The 15,410-nt window shown below is 74.4% G+C and carries 17 protein-coding genes, 2 tRNA genes and 1 other RNA gene; 9 read left to right on the top strand and 11 right to left on the bottom strand.

Annotated elements, in window-relative coordinates:
• Positions 1 to 6 precede the first annotated feature (6 nt).
• The gene (gene upp, locus K330_RS0112295) at positions 7 to 645 is read right to left on the bottom strand and encodes a uracil phosphoribosyltransferase (protein WP_022922118.1); all 639 of its coding nucleotides are present in this window, start codon (positions 643 to 645) and stop codon (positions 7 to 9) included.
• A 137-nt stretch (positions 646 to 782) separates the two neighbouring features.
• Here upp and K330_RS0112290 point away from each other — a divergent pair, with 137 nt between their 5' ends.
• The 3 genes from K330_RS0112290 (at position 783) to K330_RS0112280 (ending at position 2,600) form a co-directional block, all read left to right on the top strand.
• The gene (locus K330_RS0112290) at positions 783 to 1,217 is read left to right on the top strand and encodes a nucleoside deaminase (protein ID WP_022922117.1); all 435 of its coding nucleotides are present in this window, start codon (positions 783 to 785) and stop codon (positions 1,215 to 1,217) included.
• Positions 1,218 to 1,419: 202 nt separating this feature from the next.
• Positions 1,420 to 1,509: transfer RNA gene (locus K330_RS0112285), tRNA-Ser, on the top strand.
• Positions 1,510 to 1,682: 173 nt separating this feature from the next.
• The gene (locus K330_RS0112280) at positions 1,683 to 2,600 is read left to right on the top strand and encodes a hypothetical protein (RefSeq protein WP_156875789.1); all 918 of its coding nucleotides are present in this window, start codon (positions 1,683 to 1,685) and stop codon (positions 2,598 to 2,600) included.
• A gap of 16 nt (positions 2,601 to 2,616) precedes the next feature.
• Here the strand turns inward: K330_RS0112280 and K330_RS0112275 are convergent, their stop codons facing one another.
• The 4 genes from K330_RS0112275 to K330_RS0112260 all read right to left on the bottom strand — a co-directional run bounded on the left by K330_RS0112275 (position 2,617) and on the right by K330_RS0112260 (position 6,193).
• Positions 2,617 to 3,150, bottom strand: a complete 534-nt coding sequence (locus K330_RS0112275) for a YdeI/OmpD-associated family protein (RefSeq protein ID WP_029202621.1) — start codon at positions 3,148 to 3,150, stop codon at positions 2,617 to 2,619.
• A 5-nt stretch (positions 3,151 to 3,155) separates the two neighbouring features.
• On the bottom strand, positions 3,156 to 4,610 hold the full coding sequence (locus K330_RS21005) for an MFS transporter (protein WP_022922114.1): 1,455 nt from the start codon (positions 4,608 to 4,610) through the stop codon (positions 3,156 to 3,158).
• A 46-nt stretch (positions 4,611 to 4,656) separates the two neighbouring features.
• The gene (locus K330_RS0112265; RefSeq protein ID WP_022922113.1) at positions 4,657 to 5,046 is read right to left on the bottom strand and encodes a hypothetical protein; all 390 of its coding nucleotides are present in this window, start codon (positions 5,044 to 5,046) and stop codon (positions 4,657 to 4,659) included.
• A 682-nt stretch (positions 5,047 to 5,728) separates the two neighbouring features.
• Positions 5,729 to 6,193, bottom strand: coding sequence for an Hsp20/alpha crystallin family protein (locus K330_RS0112260; protein ID WP_029202619.1), 465 nt, complete (start codon positions 6,191 to 6,193; stop codon positions 5,729 to 5,731).
• A 175-nt stretch (positions 6,194 to 6,368) separates the two neighbouring features.
• Between K330_RS0112260 and K330_RS24350 the strand changes: the two genes are divergently transcribed.
• The gene (locus tag K330_RS24350; protein WP_229665825.1) at positions 6,369 to 6,659 is read left to right on the top strand and encodes a MerR family transcriptional regulator; all 291 of its coding nucleotides are present in this window, start codon (positions 6,369 to 6,371) and stop codon (positions 6,657 to 6,659) included.
• A gap of 8 nt (positions 6,660 to 6,667) precedes the next feature.
• Here the strand turns inward: K330_RS24350 and K330_RS0112250 are convergent, their stop codons facing one another.
• Genes K330_RS0112250 through K330_RS0112240 form a run of 3 tightly spaced genes read right to left on the bottom strand, consistent with a single transcriptional unit; the run spans position 6,668 to position 8,018 of the window.
• Complete coding sequence (locus tag K330_RS0112250) at positions 6,668 to 7,141, bottom strand: SRPBCC family protein (protein WP_022922110.1); 474 nt, start codon at positions 7,139 to 7,141, stop codon at positions 6,668 to 6,670.
• 5 nt (positions 7,142 to 7,146) lie between these two features.
• A complete protein-coding gene (locus K330_RS22815) occupies positions 7,147 to 7,680 on the bottom strand; it encodes a LytR C-terminal domain-containing protein (protein WP_156875788.1) in 534 nt (177 codons plus the stop codon).
• 26 nt (positions 7,681 to 7,706) lie between these two features.
• Positions 7,707 to 8,018 (bottom strand): type II toxin-antitoxin system VapB family antitoxin, encoded by a 312-nt coding sequence (locus K330_RS0112240; RefSeq protein WP_029202618.1) that lies wholly within the window; start codon positions 8,016 to 8,018, stop codon positions 7,707 to 7,709.
• A gap of 58 nt (positions 8,019 to 8,076) precedes the next feature.
• Here K330_RS0112240 and K330_RS0112235 point away from each other — a divergent pair, with 58 nt between their 5' ends.
• From K330_RS0112235 to ffs, 3 genes are all read left to right on the top strand, one after another.
• Positions 8,077 to 9,651, top strand: a complete 1,575-nt coding sequence (locus tag K330_RS0112235; protein WP_022922107.1) for a helicase HerA-like domain-containing protein — start codon at positions 8,077 to 8,079, stop codon at positions 9,649 to 9,651.
• Positions 9,652 to 9,711: 60 nt separating this feature from the next.
• Positions 9,712 to 9,799: transfer RNA gene (locus K330_RS0112230), tRNA-Ser, on the top strand.
• Between the two features lie 93 nt (positions 9,800 to 9,892).
• Positions 9,893 to 9,987: signal recognition particle sRNA small type (ffs, locus tag K330_RS23340), an RNA gene on the top strand.
• Here ffs and K330_RS0112225 read toward each other — a convergent pair.
• On the bottom strand, positions 9,985 to 10,533 hold the full coding sequence (locus K330_RS0112225; RefSeq protein WP_022922106.1) for a helix-turn-helix domain-containing protein: 549 nt from the start codon (positions 10,531 to 10,533) through the stop codon (positions 9,985 to 9,987). The genes ffs and K330_RS0112225 overlap by 3 nt on opposite strands.
• An 88-nt stretch (positions 10,534 to 10,621) precedes the next feature.
• Here K330_RS0112225 and K330_RS20990 point away from each other — a divergent pair, with 88 nt between their 5' ends.
• Positions 10,622 to 11,605 carry an alpha/beta hydrolase gene (locus K330_RS20990; protein WP_022922105.1) on the top strand — a complete coding sequence of 328 codons (984 nt, stop codon included), beginning with the start codon at positions 10,622 to 10,624 and terminating at the stop codon, positions 11,603 to 11,605.
• A 7-nt stretch (positions 11,606 to 11,612) separates the two neighbouring features.
• Here the strand turns inward: K330_RS20990 and K330_RS0112215 are convergent, their stop codons facing one another.
• The gene (locus K330_RS0112215; RefSeq protein WP_022922104.1) at positions 11,613 to 12,278 is read right to left on the bottom strand and encodes a response regulator; all 666 of its coding nucleotides are present in this window, start codon (positions 12,276 to 12,278) and stop codon (positions 11,613 to 11,615) included.
• On the bottom strand, positions 12,275 to 13,483 hold the full coding sequence (locus K330_RS0112210) for a histidine kinase (RefSeq protein ID WP_022922103.1): 1,209 nt from the start codon (positions 13,481 to 13,483) through the stop codon (positions 12,275 to 12,277). Before K330_RS0112210 ends, K330_RS0112215 begins: the two co-directional genes overlap by 4 nt.
• 127 nt (positions 13,484 to 13,610) lie before the next feature.
• Here K330_RS0112210 and K330_RS0112205 point away from each other — a divergent pair, with 127 nt between their 5' ends.
• Positions 13,611 to 15,179 carry a PAS domain-containing sensor histidine kinase gene (locus K330_RS0112205; protein WP_022922102.1) on the top strand — a complete coding sequence of 523 codons (1,569 nt, stop codon included), beginning with the start codon at positions 13,611 to 13,613 and terminating at the stop codon, positions 15,177 to 15,179.
• Positions 15,180 to 15,410: the final 231 nt, after the last annotated feature.

Raw genomic sequence — 15,410 nt, 5'->3', positions numbered from 1 at the left:
CCTTCCTCAGACGATGCCGTAGAGCCGGTCGCCCGCGTCGCCGAGGCCCGGGACGATGTAGCCCTGCTCGTTGAGGCGCTCGTCGATCGCGCCGGTGACGACCGTGACGGGCGCGCCCACGTCGGTCAGGTCGGCCTGCAGCCGCTCGATGCCCTCCGGCGCCGACAGCAGCGTGATGGCCGTGATGTCGTCGGCGCCGCGCTCGACCAGGAAGCGGATCGCCGCGGCGAGCGTGCCGCCGGTGGCCAGCATCGGGTCGAGGACGTAGCACTGGCGCCGGTCCAGGTCGTCGGGCAGCCGGTTGGCGTAGGTGTGCGCCTCGAGCGTCTCCTCGTTGCGCACCATGCCCAGGAAGCCGACCTCGGCGGTGGGGACCATGCGCATCATGCCGTCGAGCATCCCCAGGCCCGCACGCAGGATCGGCACGACCAGCGGCTTGGGGGAGGACAGGTGGATGCCGGTCGTCGGGGCGACCGGGGTGACGATGTCGAAGGGGGTGACGCGCACGTCACGCGTCGCCTCGTAGGCCAGCAGCGTCACCAGCTCGTCGGTGAGCCGGCGGAAGGTCGGGGTGTCGGTCCGCCTGTCCCGCAGGTAGGTCAGCTTGTGGGCGATGAGCGGGTGGTCGGCAACGTGGACGCGCATGGGTCAGACTCTAGGTCGTGACAGCAGGCCAGCACACCCCGCCCGAGGGCGGTGCCGCGGAACACCCCCCGGGTGGCCCGTCGGCGCCCGCGCGGACGCCGTCCCCGGCGTGGGGGCAGGAGGGGTATGCGGCGTGGATGCGGCTGGCGCTGGACCAGGCGCGGGCGGTGGCCGGCTCGGGCGACGTCCCGATCGGTGCCGTCGTCGTCGGCCCGGACGGGTCGGTGCTCGGCCGGGGGCGCAACCGGCGCGAGCTGGAGCACGACCCCACCGGGCACGCCGAGGTGGTGGCCCTGCGCGAGGCCGGCTCGGCGCTCGGCTCCTGGCGCCTGGACGGCTGCACGCTGGTGGTGACGCTGGAGCCGTGCGCCATGTGCGCGGGCGCGGCGGTGCTGGCGCGCGTGGACCGGATCGTGCTCGGCGCCTGGGACCCCAAGGCCGGGGCCTGCGGGTCGGTGTGGGACCTGCCCCGTGACCGCCGCGCCCTGCACCGGCCGGAGGTGGTCGGCGGGATCCTCGAGGAGGAGTGCGGCCGGTTGCTGGTGGACTTCTTCGGCGAGCGGCGCGGCTGACCGGCGGCCGCGAGCGTGCACAAGCCACTCACCCGGGTGCCTCGTGCACGGCGATCCCGACGTCCGCGTGCACGAGCCACTCACGTGAGTGTCCGGTGCACGCGGAAGCGGGCTCAGGCGTGCGGGAGCCACTCACCCGGGTGGCCCGCGCACGGCCGACCGGATTTCGGGGCATCCCGCCCCCTCGGGTAACCTGTCCGGCGGTGGCGTGTCCGAGCGGCCTAAGGAGCACGCCTCGAAAGCGTGTGAGGGCGCAAGTCCTCCGTGGGTTCAAATCCCACCGCCACCGCCAGGTGACCCTCCCTCACCGGAGGCTCGTCCCTCACCCCCGTCCGGACCGCTGGGCGGGGGTGAGGTCGTCTCCGGGGTGTCTGCCTCGTCCACGATCGGACAGCCGGTCTACGATCGGCCGGACCGGCACCCATGCGACCGGTCCGGCCGGACGACCGGGGGAGGGGCGACGACGTGACGTCAGCAGGAGCGGCTGCGGCTGCCAGCGCGGTCGTGGGCGTGGTCGTCGGTGGCCTGCTGTGGCTGGCGTGGGAGCCGACGACCCGCGAGTGCGGCACGATCAGCGAGTGCTTCGGCGCTCCGGTCTCGGCCGCGATGTGGACCCTCGGCATCCTGGTCGTCGCGCTCGTGGCCCGCCGGGTGCTGCAGCTGCGTCCCGTCCTCGGGCCGACGCTCTCGGCGTTCCTCGGCGGGTCCGCGGTCGTGGTCCTGATCCAGGGCCTGGGTGACATCTGGCCACGTCAGCCGCACCCGCCCCTGACGCCGTGGTGGAGCTGGGTGGTCGTCGGCGGGATGTTCGGCGCCCTGGCCCACTGGGCGCACCAACCGGGGCGGAGCCGGGTCGGGCGTGTCGTGCCCGTCGTCGTGGTGCTGGGACTGGTGACCGCCGGGGTGACCTGGATCTCCGTGGAGCGGGACCACCGCCAGCTCGTCGAGCTCGAGGCGGTCGGGGTGGACACGGTGACGGCACCGACGTTCGCCGACTTCTCCGTGTCCTACGCCCGCGGCGGGGTGCGCGAGGGGGTCGGTGGGGTCGTGCGGGTCAACCTGTCGCCGCACGCAGGCTCCTCTGCTGCCTGGCCGGAGGCCTACCTGGTCCCGGTGCGCGGCCGCGACCTGTGCGAGCTGGCGCTCCAGGTGGTGGCCCGGGGGACCGCGGGCTGCGTCGAGACGGACGGGGGTGTCGAGGTCATCGACGACTATCTCCTGGGTGCCGGGGCCCGCGACGGCGGAACCCTGCTGCTGGTCACCGCCCGTGTCTCCCCGACCCGCGACGAGCCGGAGGAGTGGACGATGGAGTCGCTGCGTCGCGCCGTGGACCGGCGGGTGGCCACGACGCTGGAGGAACTGCGGGACGGCGACGTCGACTGAGGCCTCCGCCACCGCCTCAGGCGGGGTCCGGCTCGACCAGCCTGCCGCTCCGGGCCAGCTCGGGGTCGGTGCAGGAGGAGAGGTCGAAGCAGCACGGGCGGCGGCTGCCGCTGCGCAGCTTGTCGATGCTCACCCCGACCCGCTTGGAACGGGTCTGCGGGCTCTTCGTCGCGCCGACCCAGCGCACCCACTCCCACCGGGCCATCGGCGTGAGGCCCGCCCAGTGCTCCTCGAGGTCGGGGGCGTCGGCGAGCGCCGCGTCGAGGTCGTCGGGCAGCTGCGGCTCGGGCCACGCCTTCGTCGGTGTCAGCTCGACGTCGACCGTCTCGCCGCCCTCCAGCCGCAGCGCCTGCTGCAGCGACGCGTCGACAGCCAGCCAGTGTCCCCGTCGGCCGTCCGGCTCGACGACGGTGGTCCAGGGATGGCCGTCCACCCGCGCCTCGACGGCCACCTGTCCACGGGAGGGCAGCGACCGGCTCGCCTCCTCCGGGAGCCGCACGAGGAACCGTCCGAAGATCTGCTCCACCTGTCCGGCGAACGTCGTGTGCATGCCGTTCACGCTAGCGGTGGCGAGGGCGCGCCGGCTTCTTCGTTCGTGACCGGTGCGACCCGCGGGCCCAGGCCGAACCAGCTGATCACCCCGCCGGCGGCCATGAGCGCGGCGCAGGCGGCGATCGCGACCCGGTAGCCGGAGGTCATGGCGGCCGGGTCGAGGTAGGAGTCGCCGGACAGCCCGGCGAGGACGGGCAGGGCGGCGACCGCGAGCAGGGACCCGGCGCGCGCGACCGCGTTGTTGATGCCGCTGGCCACCCCGGCGTTCTCCTCCGGCGCCGCGGCCAGGACCGCGGTGGTCAGCGGGGAGACGAGCAGGGCCAGGCCGAGGGCGAAGACGACCAGGCCGGGCAGCACGTCATACCAGCGGGTGCCCTGGCCGGCGCCGAGGAGCAGCAGGAGCCCCGCCGCGCAGACGAGCGGTCCGACGGTCATCGGCAGGCGGGGGCCGATGCGGCTGGAGAGGGCGCCCGCCCAGGTGGACAGCAGCATGAGCGCCGCCGTCACCGGCAAGGCGGTGAGCCCCGCGGCGAGCGCGGACCAGCCGGCCGAGACCTGCAGCTGCAGCACGAGCACGAGGGACTGCACGGCCAGGGCGCCGTAGACGAGGAAGGTCATGGCGTTGGCGGCGGAGAAGACGCGGGAACGGAACAGGCCGAGGGGCAGCAGCGGGGACCGACGGCGGTGCTCGACGAGGAGGAAGGCGGTCAGCGCGGCGACGGCGAGGGCCGCGGTGCCGGCGACGACCGCGGGGCGGCCCGTGGACGCGTCGGTCAGGGCGAAGGTGAGGGTGCCCAGACCGACGACGGCGAGCACCGCCCCCGCCCCGTCGAAGCGCCCGGGGCTGGGCGTGCGCGACTCCGGCGCGGCCCACCACGCCAGGGCGATCACCACGAGGCACAGCGGGACGTTGATGGCGAAGATCCACCGCCAGCTGGCGTAGTCGACGATCCACCCCCCGACGAACGGGCCGACGGCGGTGGCGATGCCGGAGAGCCCGGCCCAGGTGCCGATCGCCGCACCCCGGTCCTGCGCCCGGAAGGAGGACTGGATGATCGCCAGCGCGCCCGGGGTCAGCAGGGCGGCCCCGACGCCCTGCACGAAGCGCATGGTGACCAGCTGCTCGGGGGACTGCGCCAGGGCGCAGGCGACCGAGCCGACCAGGAACCAGCCCATCCCGACCAGGTAGACGCGGCGACGCCCCCAGCGGTCACCCAGCGCGCCGCCGACGAGCACGAGGGAGGCGAGCGCGAGCAGGTAGCCGTTGACGACCCACTGCAGCTGGGCCAGCGAGGCGTCCAGGTCGGCGCCGATCGTCTTCAGCGCGACGTTGACGATGGACCCGTCCAGGATCGCGATGCCGGAGCCGAGGGTGACCGCGGTCAACGTGACGCGGCCGCGGGCGCTGCCCAGCGTCAGGTGCTCGGGGGCGCCGGCCGGGACCGGCAGTGCTGACATGACCCCATTGTGCTGCCGCGGGCGGTCCGGCGTCGGACGCGTCAGGTCAGGCCGCCGCCACGCCGGCGATCCCCACCAGGACGACGAGCACCACCGCCAGGACGGTCATGACCAGCAGGGCGGTGCCGATGACTCCCAGGGCCATGCCGGCCTGCAGCGAGGAGCGGTTGCTGACAGGGGCGGGCGCGGCGTCGGCCTCGCGGAGCGCGGTCCGGCCCATGGCCCACGCGAAGGGCCCGAGGACAGGGGCCACCACGACGCTGAGGATGCCCAGGACGAGCACGGTCGTCCCGCGGGGGTGGACCGGGCTGGCCGGGGCGCCCCACGGGGCCCGCGGCGCCACGGCATACCCCTGCGGCGGCCTGGCCCACGGGTCGGTGGGCTCGGGCGCCGGGCGGTCGCTGCCCGGCAGCGGCGGCGGCTCGAAGCGGTGCATGCCAGCAGGGTATGACGCGAGCGACCCCGGCCGCTCCGGGGCGGCCGGGGTCGTCGTCTCCCTCGCGCACGGGCGGTCCTCCTGCTCCCGCGTGCGCCACCAGGTCGGTGCTCGCGGCGTCCGGTCGGGCTCACGTCGGTCGGCTCGGGCGACCGGCGCTGCCGCAGCACGCGACGGGGCGGGTGCGGGCCTGCGGTGTGATGCTGCTCGTGCGAGGGATGCCTGGCGGGCCGTCGGCCCGGCGCGCACGGAAGGTGGACGCGCGCCGCGGTCCGGCGAGTGAGCCTGTCGCGGACCCGCTCCGGCACGCAGCGTAGGAAAGGACGCGCGCGGGGCCGACGGCGGCCAGGTCGTGCCGGCCGGACGTCCGGCAGCGGGGGAGAGCGCTGCCGGGCCGGGGGCCGGGCCGGGACGTCCAGCTCCCGCGGGGGAGCGGAGGTGGCGGCGGCCCCCGGCCCCTGAGGCGGGGGCCCTGGCCGCCCCGGCGCCGGCCGGTCGACCCGGCCCTCGTCGTCGCGGTCGGGGAACTCGGCGGCGACGATCGCGTCGAACTCCGCACGCAGCCAGTCGTCGTCGGCGCAGACGAGCTCGGCGAAGGCGAGCTGCTCGTCCGGCCGGACCGTGACCTGGTCGGAGGTTGCTGCGCGGATCTGCGACACGTCGGACCACCTGCTCCCGCGCCTCAGGCGTTGATCGCCTGCCGCTCGGCCGAGCCGCCGGAGATCTCCTGCCGGCCCGAGGACCCGCCGTGCGAGACGGTGATCTTGCGCGGCTTGGCCTGCTCGGCGACCGGGATGCGCAGGGTGAGCACACCCGAGTCGTAGGCGGCCTGGATCCGCTCGGTGTCGAGGTTGTCACCCAGCACCAGCTGCCGGCTGAAGACGCCGCGGGTGCGCTCGGAGGCCAGCATCTCGCGGTCGTCCTGCACGGGCCGCTCGGCCCTGACCGTGACCACGTTGCGCTCCACGTCCAGGTCGATCGACTCCGGGTGCACCCCCGGCAGGTCGAACTCGATCACGAACGTGTCGCCCTCGCGCCAGGCGTCCATCGGCATGACCGTGGGGCGCGCCGGCGTGCCGTTGGCGGCACCGAACATCTGCTGGGACAGCCGGTCGAGCTCACGGAACGGGTCGCTGCGCATGAGCATCGAGACCATGACGATCTCCTTCCACATCTCGTCGGTGAACTGTGTCGTCTCACTGCCACAATCTGTAGCAGCCGCTACAGATTTCATAGCACGGCCTCGGGTAGGATGCAACCCCTCGAGGAGGACCCGCGCGACCCGGAGGAGCGGTGCGCGGGCAGCGACGCAGGAGGTGGCCGTGCACGACGACGACCGGGGGGTCTACGGGATCTCCGTGGCCGCCGAGCTGGTCGGGATGGCGGTGCCGTCGCTGCGCCTCTACGAGTCGCACGGCCTGCTCGAGCCGGACCGCACACCGGGCGGGACCCGCCGCTACAGCGTCAACGACCTCGAGCGTCTGCGCACGATCGCCGAGCTGCTCGAGGCGGGCGTCAACCTGACCGGGATCGCGATGATCCTGCAGCTGCAGGAGGACAACCTGCGCCTGGGGGAGGAGGTCCGCCGGCTGCGCGGCGGGGCGAAGGGGTAGGGCCCCGGTCAGCCGCGGTGCAGCTGCTCCGCGGCGGTGGCGATGTCGTCCAGCTCGGTGCGCAGCGACTTCTCGGTGAGCTTGAGCCCCAGCGGGCCCATCACCTTCAGCGCGAGCCGCTGCAGGCGGCTGGGGTCGGTGACCTCGGCGCCGAAGGTCACGGTGACCAGCGTGGCGGCCGACGCGTCGAGGGACTCCAGCAGGAAGACCGTCCGGTAGGTCGTGCTGGCGTCGACGGCCTCGAGCACCGTGCGGCGCAGCGGGTCGTTCTCGACGACCACCATCTCCTGGGTGTCCGAGGAGCCCATCATCCGCCGCGTCTCGCGCCACCGGGTGCCGACGGCGTACGGCCCGTCGGTCATCACGTGCAGGTCGGTGACCTGCGAGAGCCGGCGCGCGGCCTGGCCGAGGTCGGTCAGGACCTCCCACACGGCCTCCGGCGGGGCGGCGACGCGACGGCTCAGCGTGACCTCGTGCGACATGGCTGTCAGCTCTCCTCGGTGGTGGCGGCGGCGTCGCCGGCGGCGGGCAGGTCCTGCCACTGCTCGCCCAGGACGAGGTCGACGCTGGAGGAGGAGCGTGCGTCCTCCAGCAGCTCCACCCCGTCGGGCAGGGAGTCGCGCAGGAGCGTGGCCTCCTCGATGCCCGTGGCGCCGTGGCGCACCACGGCGACGCCCGGGACGTCGGCGCCCTCGGGGTCGTTGGCCACGGTCGCGACGGCGAAACCGCGCTCGCGCAGCGCCTCCCCGGCCCGGCCCGCCGCCCCCGCGATCCCGCCGGCGTTGTAGACGTTGACGCTGACCTCGCTGGGGGTGACGCTCGCCACCGGGGCCGAGGACGTCACGGACGCCTCGTCGGAGGTGCCCCCGCCCCCGGGAAGCGTGACCCACCCCTGCATGTAGGCCAGGGCGACGCCGAAGACGAGGAGCAGGCCCAGCAGCACCGCGACGATGACCATCGCGGCACGCCGGCGCGCCCGACGGGCGGCCGTCGACATCCCGGCCGTGCGCACATATCCCACGAGCAGCTCCTCTCCGGCGTCCGAGGCTAACGAGCGCCGGGGGCGTCGAGGTCGAGGACACGCCCGTGGACGACGGGCCGGCCCTGCAGCGCCGCGCGCAGGGCCCGGTGCAGGCCGTCCTCGAGGTAGAGGGTGTCCTGCCACTTCACGACGTGGCAGAAGATGTCGCCGTAGAAGGTGGAGTCGGGGGAGAGCAGCACCCGCAGGTCCAGCTCGGCGCGGGTGGTCACCAGCTCGTCGAGCCGGAGCATGCGCGGCGGCAGGTGCGCCCAGTCGCGCGCCTCGTCCAGGCCGTGCGGAGGGTAGGGGCGCGCGTCCTCGACACCCTTGAAGATCATGCGGCGCAGTCTAGAGTCTGCGGGTGTGAGCAGCGTGGAGAGCAGCAGCACCGGTGACATGGTCGCGTCGATCCGTGAGGGCTACGCCTTCACCGAGCCCAGCATCGTGCTGGGCGCCGCCGTGGGGGAGGACGGCGAGGCGGTCGTGCCCGACGCGGTCGTCCGGCTGCCGCTGGGCTCGATGAACCGCCACGGTCTCGTCGCCGGCGCGACCGGCACCGGCAAGACCGTCACCCTGCAGGTGCTCGCCGAGCAGCTCTCCGACGCCGGCGTGCCCGTCTTCCTCGCCGACGTCAAGGGCGACCTGACCGGTCTGGCCACGCCCGCCGCCGGGGGCGGCCGGATCGAGGAGCGTATGGGGTCGCTCGCCCAGGAGTGGACCGGCACCGCATACCCCGTCGAGCTGCTCAACCTCGGCGGGCACGGCGTGGGCGCGCCGGTGCGGGCCACCGTCACCGACTTCGGGCCGACGCTGCTGTCCAAGGTGCTGCGCCTGAACAAGACGCAGGAGTCCAGCCTGGGTCTGGTCTTCCACTGGGCCGACCAGCAGGGCCTGGCGCTGCTGGACCTCAAGGACCTGCAGGCGGTCATCCAGCACCTCGTCTCCGACGAGGGCAGGGGCGACCTGAAGAACCTCGGCGGGCTGGCGAAGTCCACCGCCGGCGTCATCCTGCGCGAGCTCGTGGCGCTGTCGGCGGCGGGCGGGGACGACTTCTTCGGCGAGCCGGAGTTCGACACCGCCGACCTGATGCGGACCACCCCCGAGGGCAAGGGCGTCATCTCCTGCCTGGAGCTGCCGGGCGTGCAGGACAAGCCCGTGCTGTTCTCGACCTTCCTCATGTGGCTGCTGGCCGACCTCTTCCAGGACCTGCCCGAGGTCGGCAACCCGGACAAGCCCGGGCTCGTCTTCTTCTTCGACGAGGCGCACCTGCTCTTCGACGACGCCTCCGAGGCCTTCCTCGACTCCGTCGAGCAGGCGGTCCGGCTGATCCGCTCCAAGGGCGTCGGCGTCTTCTTCGTGACGCAGACCCCGACGGACGTGCCCGACAGCGTGCTGGCCCAGCTGGGCAACCGGGTGCAGCACGCGCTGCGCGCCCACACGCCCAACGACGCCAAGGCGCTGCGGGCCACGGTGTCGACCTACCCGACGAGCGGCTACGACCTGGCCGAGGTGCTGACCTCGCTGCGCACCGGCGAGGCGATCGTGACCGTGCTCTCGGAGAAGGGTGCGCCGACGCCGGTGGCCCGCACGATGCTGCGCGCGCCGCAGGGGCAGATCGGCCCGTCCGAGCAGGCGGTCCTCGAGGAGCTGCAGGCCGGCTCGTCGCTGGCCGGGAAGTACTCCGCCGCCGTGGACCGCGAGTCCGCCTACGAGCTGCTCGCGGCCCGGCTGCAGGCGGTCGAGGAGGATCGTGCGGCCGAGGAGACCGCGACGACGGACGACGACAGGGGTCGGTCGTCGGGCTCCTCGCGTTCCTCCCGCTCGTCGCGCTCCTCCCGCGAGGACGACAGCCTGGTCGAGCGGGTCGTGGGCTCGACGGCGTTCCGGTCGATGCTGCGCTCGGCCGGCACCGTCATCGGCCGTGAGATCACCCGGTCCCTGTTCGGCACCGGACGCCGGCGCCGTCGCTGAGCACGGTCGCGGCGGCCGCGGATTTCGGCTCCGGTGCCGCCCTCGGGTATCCTTCCCGGCGGAGGATTCGCATAGTGGCCTAGTGCGCACGATTGGAAATCGTGTTGGGATAAAACCCTCGGGGGTTCAAATCCCCCATCCTCCGCCACCACGAAGGCCCCCGCTGCTGCAGCGGGGGCCTTCGTCGTGCCGGGGTGGACGGCGGCTTTGGCGCCGCCAGGAGGACCACCTACACTGTCAGCGGACCCCTCGTGCGGTGGTACCTCACTGAACTCCCCCAGGGCAGGAATGCAGCAAGGGCAGGTGAGCTCTTCCAGGTGCGCGAGGGGTTCTTCACGTCCCCGGGACGTCGTCGGGGAGCACGACCGTGGCGAGGGTGCGGCGGACGCGGCCGGGGCCGGGCCGGTGCGCGGTGCGCTCGGCCACGGTGTCGCGCAGCTCGCCGAGCAGCTCGTCGAGCTCCTCGTCGGTGAGCCAGAGCGCGGCCTCCCGGTAGCCCACCCGGTCCCGTGCCAGGTCGACCTCCTCGCGCTCCAGGTAGCGCTCGAACTGCCCCAGCAGCCCGGCCGTGAAGGCCGTGAACGCGCGCCGGTGGTCCTCGCGCGACATGGTGGCCAGGGCGTCCGGGCCGAGGTGGGTGGCGGCGAGGTCCACGGCATAGGTGCGCTCCGTGGTCCCGCGCACGGCTCGCTCGCTCACGACCGTCAGCACCCCGGCGTCGACGAGCCGGGCGACGTGGCGGTAGAGCGAGGCGGTTGGCACGTCAGGCAGCCGGGTGGCGAGGTCGGCGGTCGTCAGCTCCTCGCCGCCGAGCAGGGCGTGCAGCACCCGCAGCCGCACGGGGTGCAGCAGCAGGTCGGCGGGAGAGGTGGGCCTGGCCATCGACAGGACGTTATCATCGCTGATAACATTCTCATACATGAGAACGATCGGGCGCCCGCCCGGTGTCTTTGGACCACGAGGAGCTCCCATGCCAGGTGCTGGCCGTCTCGCAGCCGACGTCACCTTCCCCTCCGCCGGCCTCACCCTCGCCGGCACCGTGCTGAGGCCCGCCGACCCGACCGCAGGCGACAGCGTTGACGCCGCCGGGGGTGCCGGTCCCGCGGCGCTGATCCTGCCGGGGTCGGGCCCGATCGACCGCGACGGGGACCACCGGAGGATGCCGCTGGGCATCAGCCGTGCCCTGGCCGAGTCGTTGGCCGACCACGGCGTCGCCTCGCTGCGCTACGACAAGCGCGGCACCGGCTCCTCGGAGGGGGAGTGGCTGCCGACCGGCCTGCTGGACAACGTCGAGGACGCGAGGGCTGCCCTGCGGTTCCTGGCCGGGCAACCGGGCGTCGACCCCGCTCGGATCGTGGTGGTGGGTCACAGCGAGGGCGCGATCCTGGCCGGCCACCTCGGTGCCGACCCCGGTGTGGCCGGGCTGGTGCTGCTGTCGGCCACCGGGACCCCCGGCAAGGAGATGCTGGCCTGGCAGACCCGGCAGGTCGCGGGCTCGCTACCCCGGCCGGTCCGGGCGCTGCTGCGGCTGCTGCGCATCGACGTGGTCGAGCGGCAGGCCCGCAACGTCGAGAAGATCGAGGCCAGCACCGCGGACGTGCTGCGGATGGACGGTGCGCGCCTCAACGCCCGCTGGCACCGCGAGCTGCTCGCCTCCGACCCGCGGGTGCAGCTCGGCGCGACGACCGTCCCCGTCCTGGCCATCACCGGCGCCAAGGACCTCCAGGTCGACCCGGCCGACCTCCAGCGCATCGCCGAGCTGGTGCCCGGCGAGGTCGAGACGGTGCTGGTGCCCGACCTGACGCACATCCTGCGCCGGGACGAGCAGCCGGCCTCGCTCGCCCGCTACAAGAAGCTGGTGCGCCGACCCGTCGACCCCGAGGTGCTCGACCGGGTGGCCGGGTGGGTGCTGCGCACGACGCAGACCGGCGCCACGGTCGCGGACGGGAGCTGAGGGCGGGTCAGGCCGTCGGCTCGCCGGACACCAGCCCGGACTGGTAGGCGAAGACGACGGCCTGGACCCGGTCGCGCAGCTGCAGCTTGGCGAGCACGTTGCTCACGTGGGTCTTGACCGTGGTCTCGCTGACCACCAGGTCGGCGGCGATCTCGGCGTTGGAGAGGCCGCGCGCCATGAGCAGGAAGACCTCGTGCTCCCGGTCGGTGAGCACGTCGACCTGTGCCGGGCGCGGGCCGTCGTCGACCGGCAGCCGGGCGAAGCGCCCGAGCAGCCGTCGCGTGACGTTGGGGGCGACGACGGCGTCGCCCCGGTGCACGACCCGCACGGCCGAGACCAGCTCCTCGGCCGGCGCGTCCTTGAGCAGGAAGCCGGAGGCGCCGGCCCGGAGCGCCTCGACGACATACTCGTCGGTGTCGTAGGTGGTCAGGATGATGACCCTGGGCGCCTCCGGCGTCGCGGTCAGCGCGCGCGTGGCGGCCACACCGTCGAGCCGGGGCATGCGGATGTCCATGAGGACGACGTCCGGGGACAGGGCCCGGGCCTGCGTCAGGGCGACCTCGCCGTCGGCGGCCTCGCCGACCACCTCGAGGTCGGGCTCGGCGTCGATGATGTACCGGAACCCGGTGCGCAGCATCGGCTGGTCGTCGACCAGCAGCACGCGGATGCTCATGACGTCCTCCTCGTCCCCGCCCCGGGGATCTCCAGCACGACCGACCCTCCGGACGTGTCGACCGTGCGGTCCACTGTCCCACCGTAGAGCCGGGCGCGACGCACCAGGCCGGACACTCCCGAGGAGGTGTCGGGCGCGACGGTGCCGAGGGTGCTGCCGGCCATCCGCTCGTGCCGCACGGCGACACGGAGGCCCTGTGCACCGGCCTGGACCGCGACCTCGGCCCGGCCGGCGCCCGACCGCCACGCGTCCTCGAGCGCCAGCTCGGCGACGCGGTAGGCGAGCAGTCCGGGTCCGGGGGCGACAGCCTCCGAGCGCTGGGCGTGCAGCGTCACCGGCAGGCCGCGGGTGCAGTGCTCCTGGGCCAGCTCGGCCAGGTCGTCGATCCCGGGCAGCGGGCGCCGGTCCGTGCAGGGTGCACCGGGAGCCCCTGGCGTGCCGCACGTCCCCGCGTCGTCCGGGGTCAGCAGCAGCAGGATGCGCCGCGCCTCCGCGACCGCGGCCCGGGCGCTCGCCTCGGCCCCGGCCAGCAGCTCCTCGGTCGCTGCGCAGTCCCGGCCGGCCATCCGTCGCGCCGCCGTCACCTGCACGCTCAGCCCGGCGAGCTCGTGGGCGACCAGGTCCTGCATCTCCCGCGCGACCAGGGTCCGTTCCTCGGCCAGCGCCGCACGCTCCTCCGCGGTGCGCCGGGACCGGCGCGCGTGGACCGCCCGGCCCAGCACCCAGCCCGCCCCCAGGACGACGGTGGTGGTGACCTGGTCGGCCGGCGTGGTCACGGCACGAGCCCCAGCCTCCGCCCCCTGCCCGACGCCGGCCGTCAGCAGGCTGGCGTTGACCAGCAGCAGCGTGACCAGGGTCGCCGGCACGCTGGTGCGACGCGGCAGCCGCAGCGCCACGACATACAGCGCCCAGAGCACCGTCAGCCCCAGCCCGCTCTGGGCGTAGCCGAGCTGGTCCAGCGCCAGGCTGGTCCCCAGCGCGGCGCCGAGCACGGGCAGCGGACGGCGGTGGGCCAGCAGCAGGCTGCCCGCCCCGGCGACGACCAGCGCCGCCCCCAGGAGGTCCGGAGGACGGTCGCCGGGTCCGTCGCCCAGGAGCGAGACGAGACCCAGGGCACCGAGCAGCGCGGCGAGCAGGACGTCCACGAGGGCGTCGTCGTCGCGCCGCCGTCCCGGGGCACCGGCGGGCAGGAGGCGGCGGAGCATGCCTCGACGGTAGGCAGGCTCGGGCCGACGCACCCTCCTCCGCAGGTGCCGACCGTGGCCACGATCTCCTCCTCGAGGAGGAGAAAAGGGCTTCCACCGGCGCGGCCGGGTCTGGAACACTGCCGCCGTGACGGACGAACGGGCACCGCAGCCCTACGATCCCGGGTCGCGCGGCGCCCGGGTCCTGCGCGACCTCGGCATGGACGCGCTGGTGGAGATCATCGAGACGATCGGCTACGGGGTCTGCGTCACCGGCGACGAGCACACCTGGACCTACCTCAACCCCGCCGGCGAGCGGATCATCGGGGCCTCCCTCGAGGAGCTCGAGGGCCGCGACTACCTGCTCTCCTTCGCCGAGCACGAGCGTGTCGCCCTGCTCGCCCTGGAGCACAAGCAGCGCGAGGGCGACACCGGCTTCTACACCAACACCGTCGTGCGCGACGACGGCACGCAGGCCCTGATGACCTGGTCCGGGACCGTCGTCGAGGTCGACGGGCAGGAGCTCGCCCCGGCGATCTTCCACGAGGTGACCGACCTGCGGCGTGCGCAGCGGGAGGTGGCCGAGCTCGGCGCCCCCGCGGTCCGCCTCGCGCGCGGCGGCAGCACGCACGACGTCCTGCAGGCCCTCGTCGAGGAGGCGGTCGCCGCCACGCGCGCCCTGGCGGCGCAGATCCTGCTGGCCGACGCCGACGGGCACCTGCGCGTCGGCGCCTCGACCGGCTTCCCGCCCGAGCTGCCCGAGGTCATCCGCCGCTCCGCCGTGCGGCTGGAGCAGCTGCCCGCGGGCGCCCTGCTCCTGCACGGGCGCGGGGGCTTCCTGCACGACGACCGCTCGCGCCTGTCTGCCAACGAGGCCACCCGCCCCTGGGTCGAGGCCACCGCCGGTATGCCGTGGCAGGGCGCCACGAAGATCCCGCTGCGGCGCGGCGACCGGGCCGTCGGTGTGCTCGTCGTCGTCCTGCCGGACCGGATCACCGCCCCGAGCGAGTCCGAGACGGCCCTGTGGGAGTCGCTCGTCGAGCAGGGCGAGCTGGCGCTGAGCACCGACCAGCTGCGCAGCGAGGTCTCCTACGCCTCGGCCACCCTCGAGCGGGAGCGGATCGCCCGCGAGCTGCACGACTCGGTCAACCACGCGCTCTTCGCGGTCCAGCTGCGCGCGCAGGCCGTCGAGCTGGCGCTCTCGCGCGACCAGCCGGACGTGGCCCGGGACGCCGCCGCCGGCCTGGCCGACCTGGCCCGCCAGGCCACCCGGGAGATGCGCGAGCTGCTCACCGAGGCGCGGCAGCGGGCCGGCGCCCGGGTGACCCGCCTCGACGCGGCGGTCCGCGACCTGGCCGACACCGTGTCGCGCCGCGACGGCCTGCTCATCGCCCTCGCGCTGCCCGAGGCTGACCTGGCAGAGCTGCCGGCGGCGACCGTCGAGCACGTGGTCCGCATCGCGGGGGAGGCGCTGCACAACACCGTCAAGCACGCCGCGGCACGCACGGCCACCCTCTCGGTCACGGTCGAGGGGACCGACCTGGTCGTGTCCGTCACCGACGACGGCCGCGGCTTCGACACGGCCCTGACCGGGTCGGTCGGGCAGGGGCAGCGCACGATGCGCGAGCGGGCCGAGCTGGTCGGCGGTTCGCTCAGCGTCGTCAGCCGGCCCGGGGAGGGCACCACCGTGGTCGCCCGCGTGCCGCTGCCAGCCTGAGCGGCCCGGCCGCCCCGCCTGCCGACTCGCGACGTCCCCCCGGCCCCCCGCCCGCCCGAGTCGCGACGTCCCCCGGCCCCCCCGCCTGCCCCGACTCGCGACGCCCAGCTGCAGGGATCCCATGACACATCGTGTGGTCCTGACACCTCGGCGTCGTGAGTGGGTGCCGCGCGCCGTGGCGCACCGCATACCTCCGCCGCCCGGAGGGCCACCGCCTCCTCCTCCCGGAGG

Source organism: Ornithinimicrobium pekingense DSM 21552 (genome assembly GCF_000421185.1).
In the GTDB taxonomy this organism is placed as follows: domain Bacteria; phylum Actinomycetota; class Actinomycetes; order Actinomycetales; family Dermatophilaceae; genus Ornithinicoccus; species Ornithinicoccus pekingensis.
This window is presented reverse-complemented; position numbering and strand designations above follow the sequence as displayed.